The sequence below is a fragment of the Lentilactobacillus kefiri genome (assembly GCF_009739535.1).
GTDB classification, from domain to species: Bacteria; Bacillota; Bacilli; order Lactobacillales; family Lactobacillaceae; genus Lentilactobacillus; species Lentilactobacillus kefiri.
Genome location: NZ_CP029971.1, coordinates 445,414 through 463,713, shown reverse-complemented (window position 1 = coordinate 463,713; position 18,300 = coordinate 445,414). Strand labels below are relative to the sequence as shown.

General features: G+C 41.4%; 17 protein-coding genes and 1 riboswitch. Of the genes, 12 read left to right on the top strand and 5 right to left on the bottom strand.

Going from position 1 to position 18,300, the window contains the following annotated elements; all coding sequences use genetic code 11:
• Positions 1-17: 17 nt before the first annotated feature.
• Positions 18-107: riboswitch (TPP riboswitch) on the top strand.
• A gap of 189 nt (positions 108-296) precedes the next feature.
• The gene (locus tag DNL43_RS02505; protein ID WP_056982780.1) at positions 297-1,010 is read left to right on the top strand and encodes a thiaminase II/PqqC family protein; all 714 of its coding nucleotides are present in this window, start codon (positions 297-299) and stop codon (positions 1,008-1,010) included.
• A 249-nt stretch (positions 1,011-1,259) separates the two neighbouring features.
• Positions 1,260-1,547, top strand: coding sequence for a phosphocarrier protein HPr (locus DNL43_RS02500; RefSeq protein WP_056982781.1), 288 nt, complete (start codon positions 1,260-1,262; stop codon positions 1,545-1,547).
• A 232-nt stretch (positions 1,548-1,779) separates the two neighbouring features.
• Here the strand turns inward: DNL43_RS02500 and DNL43_RS02495 are convergent, their stop codons facing one another.
• Entirely contained in the window at positions 1,780-2,748 is a 969-nt protein-coding gene (locus DNL43_RS02495) for an IS30 family transposase (RefSeq protein WP_054769923.1), read from the bottom strand.
• Between the two features lie 171 nt (positions 2,749-2,919).
• On the opposite strand from DNL43_RS02495, the gene DNL43_RS12045 reads away from it, so the two are divergent.
• From DNL43_RS12045 to DNL43_RS02480, 3 genes are all read left to right on the top strand, one after another.
• Positions 2,920-4,695 carry a DUF5776 domain-containing protein gene (locus DNL43_RS12045; RefSeq protein WP_082619731.1) on the top strand — a complete coding sequence of 592 codons (1,776 nt, stop codon included), beginning with the start codon at positions 2,920-2,922 and terminating at the stop codon, positions 4,693-4,695.
• A gap of 247 nt (positions 4,696-4,942) precedes the next feature.
• A complete protein-coding gene (locus DNL43_RS02485; RefSeq protein WP_082619732.1) occupies positions 4,943-6,481 on the top strand; it encodes a DUF5776 domain-containing protein in 1,539 nt (512 codons plus the stop codon).
• Positions 6,482-6,658: 177 nt separating this feature from the next.
• The gene (locus DNL43_RS02480; protein WP_054769741.1) at positions 6,659-7,081 is read left to right on the top strand and encodes a hypothetical protein; all 423 of its coding nucleotides are present in this window, start codon (positions 6,659-6,661) and stop codon (positions 7,079-7,081) included.
• An 83-nt stretch (positions 7,082-7,164) separates the two neighbouring features.
• On the opposite strand, the gene DNL43_RS02475 is transcribed toward DNL43_RS02480, so the two are convergent.
• From DNL43_RS02475 to DNL43_RS02465, 3 genes are all read right to left on the bottom strand, one after another.
• Positions 7,165-7,506, bottom strand: a complete 342-nt coding sequence (locus DNL43_RS02475) for a HigA family addiction module antitoxin (protein WP_054769740.1) — start codon at positions 7,504-7,506, stop codon at positions 7,165-7,167.
• Positions 7,507-7,751: 245 nt separating this feature from the next.
• Positions 7,752-7,931: a hypothetical protein gene (locus DNL43_RS02470; RefSeq protein WP_056981948.1), complete on the bottom strand. Its 180-nt coding sequence runs from the start codon at positions 7,929-7,931 to the stop codon at positions 7,752-7,754.
• Between the two features lie 123 nt (positions 7,932-8,054).
• On the bottom strand, positions 8,055-8,540 hold the full coding sequence (locus DNL43_RS02465) for a YbaK/EbsC family protein (protein WP_056981950.1): 486 nt from the start codon (positions 8,538-8,540) through the stop codon (positions 8,055-8,057).
• Between the two features lie 221 nt (positions 8,541-8,761).
• Here DNL43_RS02465 and DNL43_RS12145 point away from each other — a divergent pair, with 221 nt between their 5' ends.
• The 5 genes from DNL43_RS12145 (at position 8,762) to DNL43_RS02440 (ending at position 15,781) form a co-directional block, all read left to right on the top strand.
• Complete coding sequence (locus tag DNL43_RS12145) at positions 8,762-9,511, top strand: hypothetical protein (RefSeq protein ID WP_225364703.1); 750 nt, start codon at positions 8,762-8,764, stop codon at positions 9,509-9,511.
• 459 nt (positions 9,512-9,970) lie between these two features.
• Positions 9,971-11,611: a hypothetical protein gene (locus DNL43_RS02455; RefSeq protein ID WP_056981953.1), complete on the top strand. Its 1,641-nt coding sequence runs from the start codon at positions 9,971-9,973 to the stop codon at positions 11,609-11,611.
• A gap of 306 nt (positions 11,612-11,917) precedes the next feature.
• On the top strand, positions 11,918-13,525 hold the full coding sequence (locus tag DNL43_RS02450) for a hypothetical protein (RefSeq protein ID WP_056981955.1): 1,608 nt from the start codon (positions 11,918-11,920) through the stop codon (positions 13,523-13,525).
• 355 nt (positions 13,526-13,880) lie between these two features.
• Positions 13,881-14,714, top strand: a complete 834-nt coding sequence (locus DNL43_RS02445; protein WP_056981957.1) for a C39 family peptidase — start codon at positions 13,881-13,883, stop codon at positions 14,712-14,714.
• A 65-nt stretch (positions 14,715-14,779) separates the two neighbouring features.
• Positions 14,780-15,781: a DUF5776 domain-containing protein gene (locus DNL43_RS02440; protein ID WP_225364704.1), complete on the top strand. Its 1,002-nt coding sequence runs from the start codon at positions 14,780-14,782 to the stop codon at positions 15,779-15,781.
• A gap of 90 nt (positions 15,782-15,871) precedes the next feature.
• Here DNL43_RS02440 and DNL43_RS02435 read toward each other — a convergent pair whose 3' ends face one another.
• Complete coding sequence (locus DNL43_RS02435; protein ID WP_056981961.1) at positions 15,872-17,113, bottom strand: SGNH/GDSL hydrolase family protein; 1,242 nt, start codon at positions 17,111-17,113, stop codon at positions 15,872-15,874.
• A 195-nt stretch (positions 17,114-17,308) separates the two neighbouring features.
• On the opposite strand from DNL43_RS02435, the gene DNL43_RS02430 reads away from it, so the two are divergent.
• Entirely contained in the window at positions 17,309-17,446 is a 138-nt protein-coding gene (locus DNL43_RS02430) for a hypothetical protein (RefSeq protein WP_156644979.1), read from the top strand.
• A gap of 31 nt (positions 17,447-17,477) precedes the next feature.
• A protein-coding gene (locus DNL43_RS02425) for an IS5 family transposase (protein ID WP_080487858.1) occupies positions 17,478-18,265 on the top strand; the annotation gives its coding sequence in 2 pieces (ribosomal slippage) (positions 17,478-17,736 and positions 17,736-18,265; 789 coding nt in all).
• Positions 18,266-18,300 lie beyond the last annotated feature (35 nt).

Here is an 18,300-nt window from a genome sequence, read left to right as displayed (position 1 = left end):
GACCTGTACAATAAAATATACGTGGTCTGGGGTGCCGAGAGGCTGAGAAATACCCATCGAACCTGATGCAGTTAGAACTGCCGAAGGAAGCACCAGAGTGCGAGGAGAGCCGGGTGGTGCGGTTTCTAAGGCGAAATTGATTTAAATCCAGATTTTGGATTTAAATTAATTTTGACTTAGAAGTCAGCGCCAGGCTTGTCCGAGCACGTTTAATCAAGGTAACATTGGTGCTCAAAAGAAAGCCGATGTTACTTTTTCTACTCCAAGCTCCCCGAACCACATTGGGAGGAACAACCATGTCATTATCTCAAGATATCTTGTTTGAAGCACAGCCGTACTTGATCGCCAATGAAAAGCATCCGTTTGTTCAAGGCATTATCACCGGTAAATTAACGCCGGAGCAGCTCAGCTATTATGATGAGCAGGACATTGCCTTTGAATATAACGAGGTTGGCGTGATCAATGCGTTAATCAACTACAGTACGAATACCAACCAGGCCTTGCTGTTCCACAAGCGCCAAGACTTACAGCTTCACATGCTTCATGATTGGCTGGCCCGGGAACCAGAGTCAATGCCACACAATTGGCAAACCCTCAAGCAGACAACGATTCAGCCGATCAATCAAATGTACCGTCAGCACATGGTGGCCACCATTCAAACCCACAGTGTTCTCCAAATTCTACCATCCTTTGCCGCAGGGGAGTGGATGTACATTGAGTTGGGTAAATGGATGCGAAATCAAACCAGAGTCCAGGAACAGCCGTTCAAGGACTTCTTGAACATTGGCGGTGGTGACTTCGAAGGACCAAATGGTTACATTCAAAAGTTCTTCGACATCATCGACCATGAAGCTGAATCAGCTACCAAACGTGAGCAGGAACAAGCCAAGCAGACATTCCTGAAGAGCTGCTTGTTAGAGTGGTACTTCTGGGATGCCGCCTACAAACAGATTACTTGGAATGATTGGAAAGACATTGCGTTGAACGGAAAAGATAACGCCATGCTGTAATTTATAATTTATTGAATGAGATGGGCTTCTTCACGGAAGCCCATCTTTTGCGCTTTGATCAAGTAAAACGTTCATCTTGTGATTTAATTAACAGTCAATTTATAATAACCTACAATCTCGTTATATTTTCTCATCAAATTCATAGAATTGCCTCAAAATGTATTGATTAATGAATAGAAACCGCTTACAATACCACTAATATATCAATTATCCCAGTCACAATACAATCTATCTAAGAGGCAAAATCAAATGGAAATAAACAGATTTAAGGTTTTAGCTGAAACAGGAATCATGTCACGGCCAGCAACCCGATTGGTCATTGCTGCGCAGAACTATGTCTCAAATGTCAGGCTGACTTACAATGGCAAGACGGTCAATCTCAAATCAATCATGGGCGTGATGTCATTGGGAATCCCACAGGGCAGTTATATCCAAATTTCCACAAGCGGTGACGATGAACAGGAAGCGATGGCTGGGATCGTTGAATATCTCCAAGACGGCCACGTTGTTGAACAAGTTGAATTGGATGCAAGCTAGATATTATTTTAAATACGTTAATAAGGATGTGGTCAAATTGACCGCATCCTTTTTCGTTTCCTCGGATGAATATGTAAAACGGCTTTTGGGGCCCGCAAAGCCTGACCATAATTATATGTTACTAATTGATATAAGAACAACCTGGTTATGTTAAAATAAACTTGTAAACGGGGTTACATAGTCATTTATAAAAACATTTGAGGGGTGGTATTATGGATCTTCAAATGTCAAATTAAGTTAGAAATTTTAGCTGCTCATCAGTGATTTGATTTACGAATGCCTCAAGTGGTGTTTGATAATTGAGACTTTTTCTGGGAATATGGTTCCGTCGACTAGCAACAGCCTGGACAAATTCATCTGATAGCTGGTCCATGATGAGATCATGGTGCAACCCATCCTTACGAAGTAAGTTGTTGGTGTTTTCATTCAACCCACGTTGATTGGGTGCTCCTACAGCGGCAAAGTAAATATTTAAATCAAACTGGTTAGCAATCGTTCGCCAACCGGCGAACTCCTTACCATTATCAAACGTGATGGACTTAAACAAGTGGCGTGGCAGCTTCGTCAACCAGGCTGCTAAACTACGATTGACGTTTTGTGATGACTTGGTATGTGAATTCAAAACAATTGCGACCTTGGTCTGCCGTTCAACCAGTGTGGTTACGGCACCCTGATGGTTTTTGCCTTGAACCGTGTCGCCTTCTAAATGACCGAATTCTCGTTTAAAATTAGGATAGTCCTGATAACGGGTTTTTAAATCTCTGCCCAATTGCCCAGCTTTTCCTCGTCGTTCAACGTACCCATTAGGGTGACGCTGACCATGCATGGGTAAATCTTTGGCGAACAAGCCAAAAGCATCATGTTTGAAAATGCGATATAGGGTTCGTACGCCGCAGCTAAAAGAACGTTCGTGGCGATTAATAATTGTATCTGGTTGCCACCCCGCTTGAATTTTGGCTTGGATATAAACCAGTTCATCAGGGGCTAGTTGAATGGGCTTACGCCCACAATGTTGTTTGTGCCGTCGATAATGTTGTTGGTAATCAATAAGCGTACCGCCAGCGTCAAGAAAACGATAGATGCGATAAACGGTTTCAGCACTCCGGTGGAGTGCTGGTGCTACTCGGTAAGCCTTTTTATTGAGCTTCCAAAAGGAATAAATTGTAGTGAGTTCGTCTATGGTAAGATGAGTATAGGTCATTTGTGATCAGCCTTTCTTTTGATTTCAACACTCAAAAGTCTATCACAAATGGCTTTTTAAATTTCTAACTTAATTTTACAAACAGAGGATACTAAAATTCATGTAAAGTTTTGGGAAGTAATCAAACAAACTTTACTTTTTACTATTTTTATTGCTGTTTTTGGAGCGTTTATGTCATTTGCCTTGCCGAATAAAGCTTCAGCGAATGTTGTTGGGGAGATGGCCGGACTAGATACTGATATTTGGTACACTGCTAACGGAAGTGATACGCCACTTTTTGAAGGAAAGCCGACTGTTGCACAGCCGTACTATGCCCATTCCCTTAGCATTGATAAATATCATGACCTGGTGATTCATTTTAGGGTAACTAATAATACGGGAACAGTTCAGCCGGTAGAATCATTCTTATATACACCACTATATTTTACGCATGACTTTACCTCTGCCTATCCTTATACTTCAACTTCATTAACATTTGATACTTCACGAGCAAATCAGTTGAGTACTAAAGTCATTGGAAATGATGGAGGAGGTACATTTAATACAATGTACGTCGAATCGTTTAATGACTACAGTACAACTTTTGACATTACCAAGCCTTTAGGCGGAGTATTACAGGCTGAGGGGCTTGGACATTATACCGATTTGGCTGACAAGGGTAGTCTGGAAATTTCGATCCCATTAAAGTTAGCTAGTGACAATTATAACTACAGCGATCCAAGTAGTATTCCATTTGCCGTTACACAAGGTCTTGCTTTTCATGCACCGACCTATTACTGGACTTATCAGTTCAGAAGTTTAAATGTAAGACCATATAAGAATCTTTTGGTTTCTGATTTTAATTCAACAGATTATAACAATTTGATTGGTGCAGACAAGTATAATGGAATTACCAAGATGTTCTATGATAATGTTGGAATGTATGCAAATCAAGATACAATTCCGATTGAGGAAACTGATCATACGAAAGCAACAGTTGATTCTATCACTCCCACAAATGAACCAGGACAATTCAAGATAACATATACCTATGATGGTGTTACTAAGAGTGCCACGGCTACATTGAAATCTTATATCGATGCAAAAGATTTCAGTGTGGCGTACGGAAGCAATTGGAGCTCACAGAAGTTTAACGGTGTGACAAAATTAACTGATGTCAATGGCAATTCAGTCACTCCATCTGATAGTAATGTCACAATTACCATTAAAGATTCCAAAGGGAATACTGTGAACAGCATTGATACTAATAATGCAGGTGCGGTCTATGATGTTACCTATAAGAATATTAACGGTGATTCCAAGACTGTTAAAGTGACTGTTGGCCAACGGAGCCCAATGCCAAACAATAATGGTGGAAACTCCTCAAATAATAACAATTCCAATAATAACAACGGTGGTAACTCCGGAAACAATGCATGGAATCCATCAACACCAAATAATCCTAACGGTACAGGCCTACCAAACTATGCCACCGTTAAAGGTGCTGCAGTTCATGCAATTAAGCGGATTTACATGTATCGCAACGCTAACTTTAAGAAGTCTCAACGCATCGCAACTTATCCAAAAGCAAAACGGGTTAACCGTCCGATGTTCGTAATCTTAGATTATGCCAAATCAAATGGCGGTGCACTTCGCTACAAAGTTCGCGATGTCAATCACAACTCAAAGACTGACGGTAAGATCGGCTACATTACTGCCAATCCTAAATTTGTTATGAACGTCTATTACCAGACGATGCCAAAGAACCGTAAGATTACTGTTATCAGCAAGAGAGGCATCCACGCATATAGAAATGCCAACTTGACCGGTCATGCTAAGACCTATAAGAAGGGCACACGGCTTACAGTTAAACGTTTGGTAAAGCATAACCTAACTACTCGTTACCGGTTAAGCAATGGCACTTATATCTCAGCTAACAAGAAAATGATTATCCAAGGTAATTATTAAGCCAAATAATAAGGAAATCCTCGACAAATTGTTGAGGATTTTTTGAATTGAAAAACGTGCAGATTCTGTCACTGTGTGATAAAGCCACGTTTTTATCTGTATTAAAGGACGCATTGAAATTCGACTAAATATCAGATTTTCACTTGCCTTTATATTGAAGATTATTCAGCCTTCATAATTTCTGTGCATCTCAATATGATATATAATTACTATGTTCGAAATTATATTTTGAGGGGAATTTTAATCTATGAAAAAGAAATATGTTCTTTCACTTATCTGCACAAGTGCCCTTGCAACTTTTATTTTAGGGGCAAGTACTGTTAATTCAACCAATGTTATACCGACAGCCATTACTGCGCATGCAGCTGACACAAGTTTTGACATCAGTAACTTTAAAGATGGTCAGTGGTACCTTTATTGGATGCCGGCCGATAACATCTTTCCACAATATGTAGACAAAAACTATAGTAATCAACCAAATTCTTTAACTACTCCTACTGAAGTACCTGACACGATCATTAGCAATGATAGTGAGAACAATACCGTTGGTCAAACCGTCAAAGTCTCAAAAGTACAGCTCTCTCCTAATAACGTATCTATCGTGGGGTATGCACCTTATCTTACAGACGCAGTCAAAATAGAGGTTAATGAGTATTCTCCGAGCGGTTCAAAAGTGGCAAACCCGGATTTAAAAGTGGAGGCAGCTGATGATCAGCATCCAAATGATAGTTACGGTGTCATTGATGGCATTAATACAATGCAGAATAATAATATTGCGGTTGTCAAAATGACACCGGCTAAGCCAAGCTTGACTGGCACTTTGTATCTTTTCTTTAAAAAAGCCGGAACTGGCCAGTTCAAACCTAGTTACGCATATTACTATGCATTCAACGGTTCAACAACGCCAACCCAAATTGCTAATACGGTAAGTAATAGCACGATTAACGTACCATCAGGATCTAAAACGTTGAAATTAACGCAAACTGGTTATATTGATCCAGAATGGACCGGTGGAGACAGTAATGTCAAAATCGATGCTAATGGGAACATTACTGGATTGGATAATCCAGCAGAAGCTGGGAAAACCATTACTTTCACAGTTAAAGATCAGGCCGTACCTTCAGTTACCCATACCTTTAATATTGTCATCCCTGCCAAGACTCTTCCAAACAATGGTGGCGGGTCATCTAACACGACTGTCCCTTCAACTCCAAGTACTCCTACACCAACTCCAAGTAATCCAAATTGGAATCCAACGACACCTAAGAATCAAGATGGCACAGGGTTACCAAATTACGCTGCTGTTAAGGGCTCAGCCGTTTATGCCACTAAACGGGTTTACATGTATCGCAGTGCTAACTTCAAGAAGTCCCAACGTATCGCAACTTATCCAAAAGCAAAACGGGTTAACCGTCCGATGTTCGTAGTCTTAGACTATGCCAAATCAAATGGTGGTGCACTTCGCTACAAAGTTCGTGACGTCAATCACCACTCAAAGACAAACGGCAAGATCGGTTACATTACTGCTAACCCTAAATATGTAGTGAATGTTTATTACAAGACAATGCCAAATAACGGCAAGATTACCGTTATTAACAAGAAGGGCATTCACGCATATAAAAACGTTAACTTGACCGGTCGTGTCAAGACGTTTAAGAAAGGCACTCGAGTTGCTGTTAAGAGTTTTGCAAAACATAATTTAACTACTCGTTACCAGTTAAGCAATGGCACTTACATCACTGCTAACAAGAAACTGGTTATCCAAGGTAGTTTTAAGCACGATTAATATTAAGGTGATTGGGACGTGCCTCCCAGTTAACACAAAAAGGCTTCGGAAAATTATTCCGAGGCTTTTTCTATTTCCAGACGATTGATACAACCAGCAGCCTCTTAGTTGATAGCGCATTCAAATTGTTGTAGCATTTGATTTGAGAGCAAAAATCTATAGACACGGGATGAGAATATGACAGAAGAAAATAACAAACAAATCAAAAAAGTCAGTCGTGAGAACTTAGACGACATCGTACCAACATTAACCCGAATGATCAGTGATCCGGATGGCAACTTTTCAATCTTTGATTGGGGCCACGGTGAAATCATCGGCATCGTTCAGCATCACCAGGATTATCCAGACACCGCAATTGAAGATGTCTTGAATAACGGCATTAAAAGCGGTCTCGGTTACAAATACGAACCAGTCGATGAGGAACACTTCCGAGTTGATGGCAACGACCGTAAGCTGGTAAAGGGTGTCGTCGCTTCCAGAGACACCGCCGTTTTGATTGACCCACAGATTCCTGAAAACATTCTCGATTATCTCAAGGTGGATATGTTAAACACGTTGGGCGTACCGGGACTGCATTCCGAATATCCGGGTGAATATTAAATTGAAACCAAAATAGACCGTTTCTCGTGTTGTCGACAGCACAGGGAACGGTCTTTTGTTTTCTGTATAAGTTGGCTTAGAATCTAGCCCATATTGACCCAATCATATCTTTTAAGGAAGTTTTCAGATTGATGTTGTTTGTCGTCGTTGACTTGTTCTTCATCTTTTGCTCGACGAAGTTTAAAGTTCGAATCTAAATTAAGCAGCAGTTCACTGGAAATGCCCATAACTTTTTCAATTCGTAAGGCCAAAACTTCATTAATAAATCGTTTACGCTGGAGAATCTCAGAAATATGCTTTTGACTAACACCAAGACGTTCGGCCAGATCGGTTTGAGTAATGTGATAAAACTCCATGGTTTCTTTAATCAAGTCAGCAGCGGAACTTGTATGATATTGGCGAATTTGATTTTCTCGATGCAACATGGCAATCATCTCCTTTAAAACCTATTCAAAGTTAGTATACCGAATTGGTATAATGCCTTCAATAACTATGTGTTGTGGCATCTAATGATGATATCTGGATTGAAGTTAATAATTAAGTCAAAAATAGCATAGAGGGGCACAAATTATAGATAGCAAAAAGGTTTTGGAAATTATTCTTCCAAAACCTTTTTTGCAATAATAGGAACTTTTACAGCAGGCATTGTTGATTCAATCTTTTCCTGCTTTTAATGAAAATACAGTTCATCACATCTGACATAAATATAGTATTCAATCAATTCATAGTAATCTTGAAGGGTCTTGTTACAGCGGATCTCGACCTTATCTTTATCACAAAAGTAAATTCTGCCGTTGTTATATTCCAAATAAAATCCTTTGTCTCGAAATACATGTTGTTCCATATCCATTTCAATCACCTCACTAATTAGTTACGTAAAACAATTTCAAATATTGCTAAGTAAGGTGAAATTCATTCAAAAAATTGGGTTAGTCAATAAGCAACCACTCGGTTACCTTGACTAACCCTTTTATTATCTAATCACAATCGGCACTTTCCCCATCTTGGCCAGCACCTTCACCAAATCCCCATAAGACATCAATATCGTCGCCGTATTCACATTGGGATGGGCTGAAATCTCCGGCATCTTCTGCAGTGATTGATTCAGCAGGACCTTCACCTGGTTATTGGTGTCATGCATCAATGCTAGGGGCGTCACCATACCGGACACCACGCCAAGCAGAGATTCCAATTCTTCTTCGCTGGCGAACTTCAACCGGCTGTGAGCCAAGCCCAACTGATCGGTCAATGATTTGAAATCCACCCGGTGATCGTCGACCAGGTACAAATAATACTGGTCGCTCTTCTTATCCTTCAACAACAAATTCTTCACTTCGGGCAGTCCCTTCGGCGCGTTTGGATCATCCATCGTCCAAATGGCCGGGTGGTCAACCCGCCGATATGTAACGCCCACTGCATCCAGCAGATCCAGGGCTTCTTTTTCTGTCGCCATTTTCATCGAATCACCTCGTTGAATCCATATTATACGAAACTTTCCGCAAAATCCTGCATTTTTCTGAAAAGTTTCAGTAGGGGAACACACTAAATTCCCGGAAATCAAATGATTGCAGGTACCAACTAACTAAAATCTCTGCCGTTGTTCCCATACTTCTTCCTATATATACTATTTTCTTGTGACATTGGCCAATGGATCACTAATAAAGACAAGGTGGATTCATAATGACACGAGACGACAAGCAAATTGAACTGTACCAAGATGCATTTAACTTTCTATTGGATGGCGACCATGAATTGGTGGTCTATGGCGTGCTGAAGAAGCTGCACATCACAAAAGGCAATACCTACTATGATGATATGGTTCAAGAGGGGATGCTGTCCTTTGTTGAAAAATACATTCGGGCAATCAATCTCAAGAAAGAACCGGAATATTATAATGCCAAATTTGGTGATACTATCACCGTTGACGTTACCCCTGCTGCAACTGCAGCACTCAAGGTAGCCTTCTACTCAGAAGACAAAGCGAACGGTACATTAACTGCTTTGAAGTCATCTGACTTTGCTTATGACTATCCCGCATTGACCAGTGATGCTCAAACAACTGCTCTCGGCAAGTCAACTGAAACTTCGTTTACTACCACTAAGTTGTTTGGCGAGAACGGTCCGTTCGAAAAAGCCTTCAACAAAGCTGTTAATAGTTATAAAGCAGATGCAGGAACATTAGCTGATGCTTCTAAGACAACAAGTACTACTGGTAATGACAAGATTGGATTCTTTGGTCAATCACTTAACAATGGTACTCAACGTTACTTCTATGTATACAATCCTGGTGATACTTTGAGTAACAACGCCACTAACCAAGCAAAGGGCAATACAATCAAAGTCGTATTGCAAAAGTATGTAACAAGTACTCAATTGCCTGCTGAAGGAACAAAAGATGCTAATGCTAATACAGATTACATCGCTAAGTAATTACTAAACCTTTCCATCGATTTTCAAACACATCTATTTCAAATCTCATAACACAGTACAGCTCTACAAGTTAATAAGGGGGGATCGACCAAAGCAATTTGGCCGGCCCTTTATTATTCTCAAACGCTCCATCCAATATGATAATTAATATTTTGTAGTCGCATATTCAATCAAGCGGTTTATGCGAGTGGATGAAATACTTCAAGCATATTTCATCTTAAAATTTAGAGTCCAAGAAGGCAGGTCGATTAATTTCGATCTGCCTTTTTGGTTGAAAAAACGGCAAACTTAAATCAGCCTTAAAATATACAAATTTTAAGAATATCTATGCACTTTTGACGCATTGTTTTATACATGAAACATTGGTGAAACAACTTAAGAAATTTGTTTAAACACCGTAATATCACTGTTCTCCAAACAGTATATACTATATGTATTCTTTGTAAGGAGGAATGGAAAATGAATAAAAATCTAAAAAGATCAATTTATACAGGAATTGCTGCTTTAAGTTTTGTCGCAATTGCTGGAACCACTGGTGCAACAAATGCCAGTGCCAAGTCATATGCCAAAGTGACTTCGAATAAAGCATTAACGACTGATGCCACCAATCGTAATGTGAATGTCAATGGAACAAATGCTTTATATACAAAGGCTGGTACTTTGAAGGGTGCCAAGACGGTCGCTACCAAAGCTACTTTGTCAAACTTGTCGACATCAAAGAGCAGTGAAAAGAACTGGCGAGCATACCGGGTTGCAACAACCAACCGCGGGTCTGTTTATTATAAGGTTGTATCATTTGATGGTACATACCGCGGCTGGATTTATGGCGGGAAATCAACTTCGTCATTTGCCGGTGGTGTAAAAGCCTATAACACCACAACCGATCCGACTGCCTCAACCGACACCAGTTCTTCAGCATCTTCATACTCAACAACTTATGCCCAGGCTAGTCAAACATCTGCTTTGACAACCGCCCAAAAGGCTGCCACATACAAGATTGCCAACCCAGGTACTTCAAATGATGGCACTGAAGTTACTTATAGTTATCCTGCATGGACTCAATATAAGAAGGGCCGGGTTATTACCGACTCAACTCCATATAAGGATGCAACCTTTAAGATTACTGACGAAACCACCCGTACCCGTGAAGGCGACCTGTGGGTTAAGATTGAAGCAACTGATTCATCCAACAGTAAAGCAAATGGCTGGATCAAATACAGCGGCTTGACCACTCCAAAGTCAACCACGCCAACTTCAACCTTTGACTCTGACACCAGTGTGAAGATTGCCTACCGTGATACGACAACCGGTAAGACTTTATCTACCACCAACACTTGGACAACTTCATCGTCAAGCACCAAGGAAGGCGGCAGTGCCGTTAACTACACCAACTCCAATGGTCAAACAATTGGTAAGTATATCTATAGTAAGGGCGCACCATCCGGTTACAAGATCACCACGACTGACAGCAAAGATTTGGCCACTGACGGAAGCAACGCCACAGTTACACCATCTCTTGCCAACGCAACGTTTGGTGCTACTTTGACCGTTGATGTCACACCAGTTGCTTCAATGACCAAGGTTAAGTATGAAGTTGCCAGTGCAACCACTGGAAATGCCAACTCAACCTTGTCATCAAGCGACTTCCTGTATGGTTATCCTGCATTGACTGCCTCGGCACAGAGTTCAGCATTGCCTGCAGGCGGCTCAACTGATGGAACCTTCACTGTTTCAACTTACTTTGGTAAGGATGGCAGCTTCACGAAAGCCTTGAACAGTACCAGTTCATCAAACAGTGTTCAAACCATCAAGCGAAATAGTGATATCTGGGATGCTAACGGTAATGAATATATTAATACTGATGTGATTGCCAACGGATTAACCGGATTCTTCGGTCAAACCGATTCAAGCAAGTCAACCACGTCTGCCCCAGCTCATTACTTCTATGGATATAACCCAACTAAGACATTGGCTGCCAACGCATCATCTATGAAGAACGGCTCAACTGTCACGATTGTATTTGATCGTTACGCAACCAACACCACACCGGCTTCATTGAATTCTGATTTGAATGCCAACACAGATTACGTTTCAAAGTAACGTCACAGATTTCAAATTCTGCTAAATAACCTCCAATATTTAGAAAAAATGAGATTTGTAGCCGCAAAATGAATCAAACGGTTTATGTAACGTCACCACGATACTCTACAGTTTTTTAACTGTGTAAAATACCGAAAAAGGACGGTCCAAATAAAAGTGGGCCGTCCTTTTGTGTTGGGTCGCACCGTTAAAGATGCTATACTAATATAGATTGGTTAATCGCTGGGGGGAATTTTGGATTCACATCAGAGTTCATATCCAATGCGCTATACCTTTCATAATTTTTATATATTGGAGGAACGTAATTTGAAAAATACTTTGAAAAAATCACTTTTCGTCGGTTTTGCTGCCTTGGGCCTAGTTGCCGCAATCGGTACTGCTAATGCTACCCAAGCAAGCGCTAAAACTTACGCAAAAGTAACTTCTAACAAAGCACTTGGTGGGGATGCGACATCTCGTAACGTCAACTTCACCGGTAAGAGTGCTTTATATACCAAAGCCGGCACATTACGTGGTGCCCGAGTTAAGGCCAGCAAAGCTGTTTTAGGCAGTTTTGCAGACTCAAAGAGCTCACAACACAACGTTCGTGCTTACCGTGTTGCAACTACTAACCGTGGATCAGTTTACTACAAGGTTGTCTCATTTGACGGCAACTACCGTGGCTGGATTTATGGTGGTAAGTCATCAGGTGCCTTTGGTGGTGGTGTTGAGCAATACAACACAACAACTGATCCAACAGCTAACCCAGACGCTAACGGTTCTGTAAATTCAAGTGCTTCAATTAACACTCAAGGCCAAACTAATGGTTTGAGCGCTACTCAAAAAGCCGCAACTTACAAGATCGCCAACCCTGGCACTTCAAATGATGGTACCGAAGTAACTTACACTTATCCTGCATGGACTCAATATAAGAAGGGCCGTGTCATTACCGACTCAACTCCATACAAGGATGCTACATTCAAGGTTACGGATCAAACAACCCGTACTCGTGAAGGTGACCTTTGGGTTAAGATTGAAGCTACTGACGCTGCCAACAGCAAAGCTAATGGCTGGATTTTATACAGTGGCTTGAAGCAAGCTACTCCAGCAACACCAACAGAAAACTTTAACGCTGATACCAGTGTTAAGATTGCCTACCGTGATGTAACAACTGGTAAGACTTTTGACAAGACTAATACTTGGACCACAGCTTCTACTGGTACTAAGCAAGGCGGTACAGTTGGCGCATTAGTCAATGCCAAAGCACAAAACCTTGGTACATTTATTGCTGCTACCGGTGCTCCTACTGGTTATAAGATTAATACTACTAAAGGTGATTTGTCATCAGACGGTAGTAATGCAGTTGTTACTCCATCATTAACCAATGCTACTTTTGGTGCAACTTTGACTGTTGATGTTACACCAGTTACTGCAGGTACTACTGTTAAAATCCAATTAGATGGAAATGGACAAGTTAATACTTCTCTTCCATCAAGCGCATTTTATAATGGTTATCCTGCATTGACCGCATCCGCACAGAAGGATGCATTACCAGCTGGTGGTCTTGCAAGTGGTACATTTGCTGTTTCTGATTTCTTTGGTGCTAATGGTAAATTTACAAAGGCACTTACCGATCCTACTAAGTCAAGCAGTGTAACTACTATTGACGGTTCTTGGGGTAAAAATGATATCGAGAAACCCGATGGAAGTGGGACATGGTCAAGTTATACCGGATTCTTTGGTCAATTAGTTCCTAATACAAACAACCGATACTACTTCTATGTTTATAATCCAACAGCAACCACTAGTGCAAATGCTACATCATTGGCTAATGGTTCATCTGTAAATATCGTGTTTGATCGTTACAGTACAACTGCAACTCCAAACAAGACAAATACTGATTTGAATGCCAACACCGATTACATTGCCAAGTAATCTCTGCTAACATTTCCATGTTTCATATTCTGTTCCAATTCCAGCTCTACAAACTTAATATGTAATGTCGACCAAAGTGATTTGGCCGTCCGCTTTATGGAATCACTTGTTCCGTCAATATGATTTGTAGTTGCACACAGGTAACGAATAATCTGCCGGACGGAAGGGATACTTCAAGCATATTTCTTCCAGGCAGATATAAAAAATAAATCAGCGATCCGATTAATTTCGGGTCGCTGATTTTTTGCGTCCATTTATGATCAAGCCATTTAATTTCAAATTCGTTTACTTTTGTATAGTAACTTTACACCCTGAATAGTATAATTAAATTTATCTTATGACCAGGGAGGTAATCATGAAGAACAAAGCTTTCAGCCCTCTGCTTGGCTTGTTGGGTTTGATGGGGTTCTTTTTTATGGCCTCATTGAACGTCCAGGCAGACACGACGTACGCCAGTGTGTCGAATGTTCAACGCGTGAACTACTATACACATATTCATGCGACTTCCGGGCATGACTACAAAGTCTACAAGTCCGGTGGTTACAATACTTCAGATGCGGCAAAAACGCCGATCGCTTATGCGCATGAGTTCAATAAGCGTAAAGTTCACATCACCCAAACTGAGAATGTTGGGAAGTCGACTTGGGCAAAATTTACATATCGGAATTTTACGGGTTGGGTTTCCTTGAAGGGAACCGATAAGTCTTATCATTGGCTGAACGTTCCCTTGATTGCGCAAAGGCCGGAACTACCAACCGGCTGTGAAATGGTCGCAACGACCATGATGCTTAATTTTGCCGGATCCAAAGTGACCAAGATGCAGCTGGCCAAACAGGTTCCCCGCAGCCGCAATCCCAACAAAGGGTTTGTCGGCAGTCCATACAGTCCAACTGGATGGTATGTCTATCCAAAAGGGCTTATGAAAGTCGTCAAGCGCCATGTTGGCAGTGCCAAGAACATGACTGGCGCAACTGTTAGCCAGCTTAAAAGAAAGATCGCCGATGATCATCCGGTGGTCGTCTGGGTCAACAACGTGGATGGCTTTGTAAACCATGCAATTACGATCTCGGGATATTCCAGCTCAAGATTTTACTACAACGATCCTTGGACAGATAAGAAAACCAGCATGAAGATCAAAACGATGCAGCATCACCGTTCTCGTGATGGCTATCGCGCACTTAGTTATTAATTAATGGAGGAGACTGATCAATGAACACACTTAAGCGAATTACCGTATCCGGATTACTCTCGCTAATGGCATTATTTTTATTCACCGTTGGTTCAACCGCCCATGCAGCAGCTCAATACTATACAACCAATCCTGGCATCATCAAGACTAAGCACAGCCTTGTGCTGTATAAGGATGCTGCCAAGACTCATCAGGCTGCCAAAGTGTCTGCCGGACATTTTGCCAAAATTACCAAGGTTGTCAAACAGGATGGCAAGGCGCCAGTCCTTAAGACCAACACTGGCAAATATGTGACAGCTAACAAAGCATTTGTCCAAAAGACAAGAGGTTATCAGAATCCAAAAAAGTACTACCAGGTTCAATATCATCAAATTAAACCATACGGGAAAGTTGGCTACACCGTTAAGCGCCACTATGAAGGTATCAAGACCTGGTACATTATGCGCAAAATGGGGACCTATGCCGGTTATGACAAATATAATCAGGCAACCTATAATGCAGTCAAAAACTTCCAACGTCGCCATCATTTAAAGGTAACTGGTAATGTGAACGAGAAAACCTGGTTGAAGATGGGCTTTTCCAAAAAGGCCTGGACCGGAATTGATTCTTACATCGCTCCGTTAAAAGCTCATGCTTGGAATGGCCGTTCTGCTCATATTGAAGCAATGATTCATCAGGCATATCGTTATATGGGCAATCCATATCTGGTTGGTTCATCATCCAGTCCTAAATATGGGACTGATTGTTCCGGATTAGTGATGCAGGCACTTTATGCCGGCGGGATTAACCCACTCCCAACCAGCTCCATTCATCATGCTTACCCAGGTAACGAGTGGAACTCTCGTAACCTGTGGGCTGCCAAGAAATTACGCCATGTGGCATATTCCCACCGTCAACGTGGTGACCTGGTATTCTATTATCAACCAGGGACGCATGTGATTTGGCATGTTGCCATTTATCTCGGTAAAAACAGAGTGATTGAAAGCTGGCCACCAAGAATTATGGTTCAGCCGATTAGAAATGGTCAGCGTTCCGATATTGCCGGAATTGCCCGACCGTTTAATTAAAATCCAGAGAAGAGTATTTCTCTCTAGATAGAAAAAAATCTGTAGAAGCAAAAGAGTTACTTTTGTTTCTACAGATTTTTTTGATTAATTTTAATACTGTCCGGCTGATTTAGTAGAAGTGGTTGTCTTCTTCGTTGCAGTCGTTTTGGTCTTTGATTTGGTTGATTTAGTCGTCTTCTTTGTTGAAGTTGACTTTTTAATCTGATCTTTTGGGAAATTGTTAATCATGAACTTGGCAATATCTCTGGCCATCAACTGGTAAGTCTTGGCTGCCGGATGCAATCGACCATCGTTGAAGCGATCAATGTGGTTGGCATCGGTGATCAAGTCAGGATCGATATCATTCCAGTTTAAGAACGGCACGTCATTATCTTGATAGACCTGAGCTTCCGCTGCTCTTAAATCATTCATGGTGTAGCCGCCTTCGCCAACAACATCATCGGAATTTTGGTTGTTGTCATAACGGGTGATTGGCAGGAAGCCGTAAATAATCAAGTTCTTATTCTCAGCTTTCATCTTTTTGATATTTGAATCCAACGTATTTTTGATTTGGTCAATGGTGGCATCACTATGGCCGTAATCATTGGTTCCATAAGCGATCGTTGCAACGTCGTATTTGGCGAAGTTCGTATCGGATACGGTCGTTCCCAAATCACCTGGCGTTGACATTTCCCCGGCATCTGCCAGGAAGGCACCGTTGTATGCGGCGTTATCAACAGTCGTTCCGAGATAACGGGCCAACCAGGTTGGATAACCTGAATCCAATGTTTCGTAGCCATCGTATCCGGCGGTAATTGAATCGCCCATGGTGATTATTTTCTTTGATTTGAAGTAGTCACTGTTTTTCATTGCGATGTTAAACGTTCCTTCCGAAATATCTTGTAAATTACCGTGCCATACCCAGCCGCTTTGCTTGCCGGAACCACTCTTAACATAGTACCAGACTGAGCTGCCTTTGTCCTGGGCCGACCGGTCAATCACGGCTTTCTTATAAGTATACCAGGTGATCTTGGCAAAATCTTTGGCGGATCCCAAAGTTTTGTTCAAGCCGGAGGTGGTGTAAACATATCCACTCTTCATATGATAGGGAAGCGGCTGATCATAACTTTCAGAAGAAACCAGAGATGCAGGTGGAATGACTTTTTCAGTTTTTTTAGATTTTGTGCTTGTCTTGGAACTGGTTGAACTTGCAGAACTTGATGAGCTCGACGAACTCGATGATGTCGGGGTTGGTGTCGTTGGTTCAGTTGACGCAGCACCAGCTGGTGCCATGAACGCAGCGATCCCCAACGCTGCAGAAATAGCAGTTGCTATGTAAAAACGTTTATTCATATCAATTATCTCCTCACAAAATATCACTATGTATTACCTTAGCATGATATTGTTACGAAACCCTTACATGATGCTTACACTAAAATGAAGAGTTTGCGCACAACTTGCTTATTTTTTGTAAATCAATTATGCTTACAAATAGCAAGATACACATTATAATTAACTATAAGTGTGCAAGCGGGGGGAAATCAACAAATGAATACCAAAGCAAAGTACAGCTTAACGCTGCTATTTTCATTGGTAGTTTTCGGGGGCTGTGGGATGAATTCCCATGCTAGCGCGGATACCAGTGAGTCGGCGGCTAAGAAGCTGTCCAAGATCTATGATTTTTGATATACTTCTATGTAAAAAGCGAGTTTAAGCTATGAAAAATTATCCCAGCAATATTACTCGGCAACAATTTGAATTAATTCGACCAGCTTTAGAAAATTTTCGTAAGCGAACTAAGCCTCGAAAATATGACCTCTACGAGGTCTTCTGTGCGGTCCTATATGTCTTGAAAACCGGTTGCCAATGGCGTCAAGTCCCCGGTGATTTCCCAGAATGGCGGTCAGTTTACAACTATTACAAAATTTGGTCAACTAAAGCTGAGCCTACGGCTGATTCTTTATTGGAACAAGTTTTAAAAAAATTGTCATTGCTCGGCGAACTTACCAAGGACGTTCAGCTTTAACTTCCTTTATTATCGTTGACGCTCAGAGCGTCAAAAACACCGCTACTGCTGAAAACAAAGGTTACGACGCTGGTAAGAAAATCTCGGGGATTAAGCGCCATCTGGCAGTTGATATCAATGGCTTTCCGCAGGCCATTCACATGACGCGAGCGAACGTCTCTGATCGAGACGGGGCCAGTGCCATGATCGCTTTACATGCCATGCATTTACGCCAGGTTCAAAATGTATTAGTTGATGGTGGTTATTCAGGCGTTAATTTTCAGCTCGATGTAGCCAGTAATTTAAACGCAACCGTGCAGGTTGCGAAGCGCAATGAGTTGCATCGATTCGAAGTCATGCCCCAACGTTGGGTAGTCGAACGATCTTTTAGTTGGCTAGAGAATTGTCGGCGACTTTGGAAAAATTGTGAGCGTCAATTAACCACCAGTCTGCAAATGGTCGTTTTAGCGTTTTTAGCACTATTACTTAAGAGATTTTAGACAGCTTCTAAAAGCACTCAGGTTCAATCAGTTAG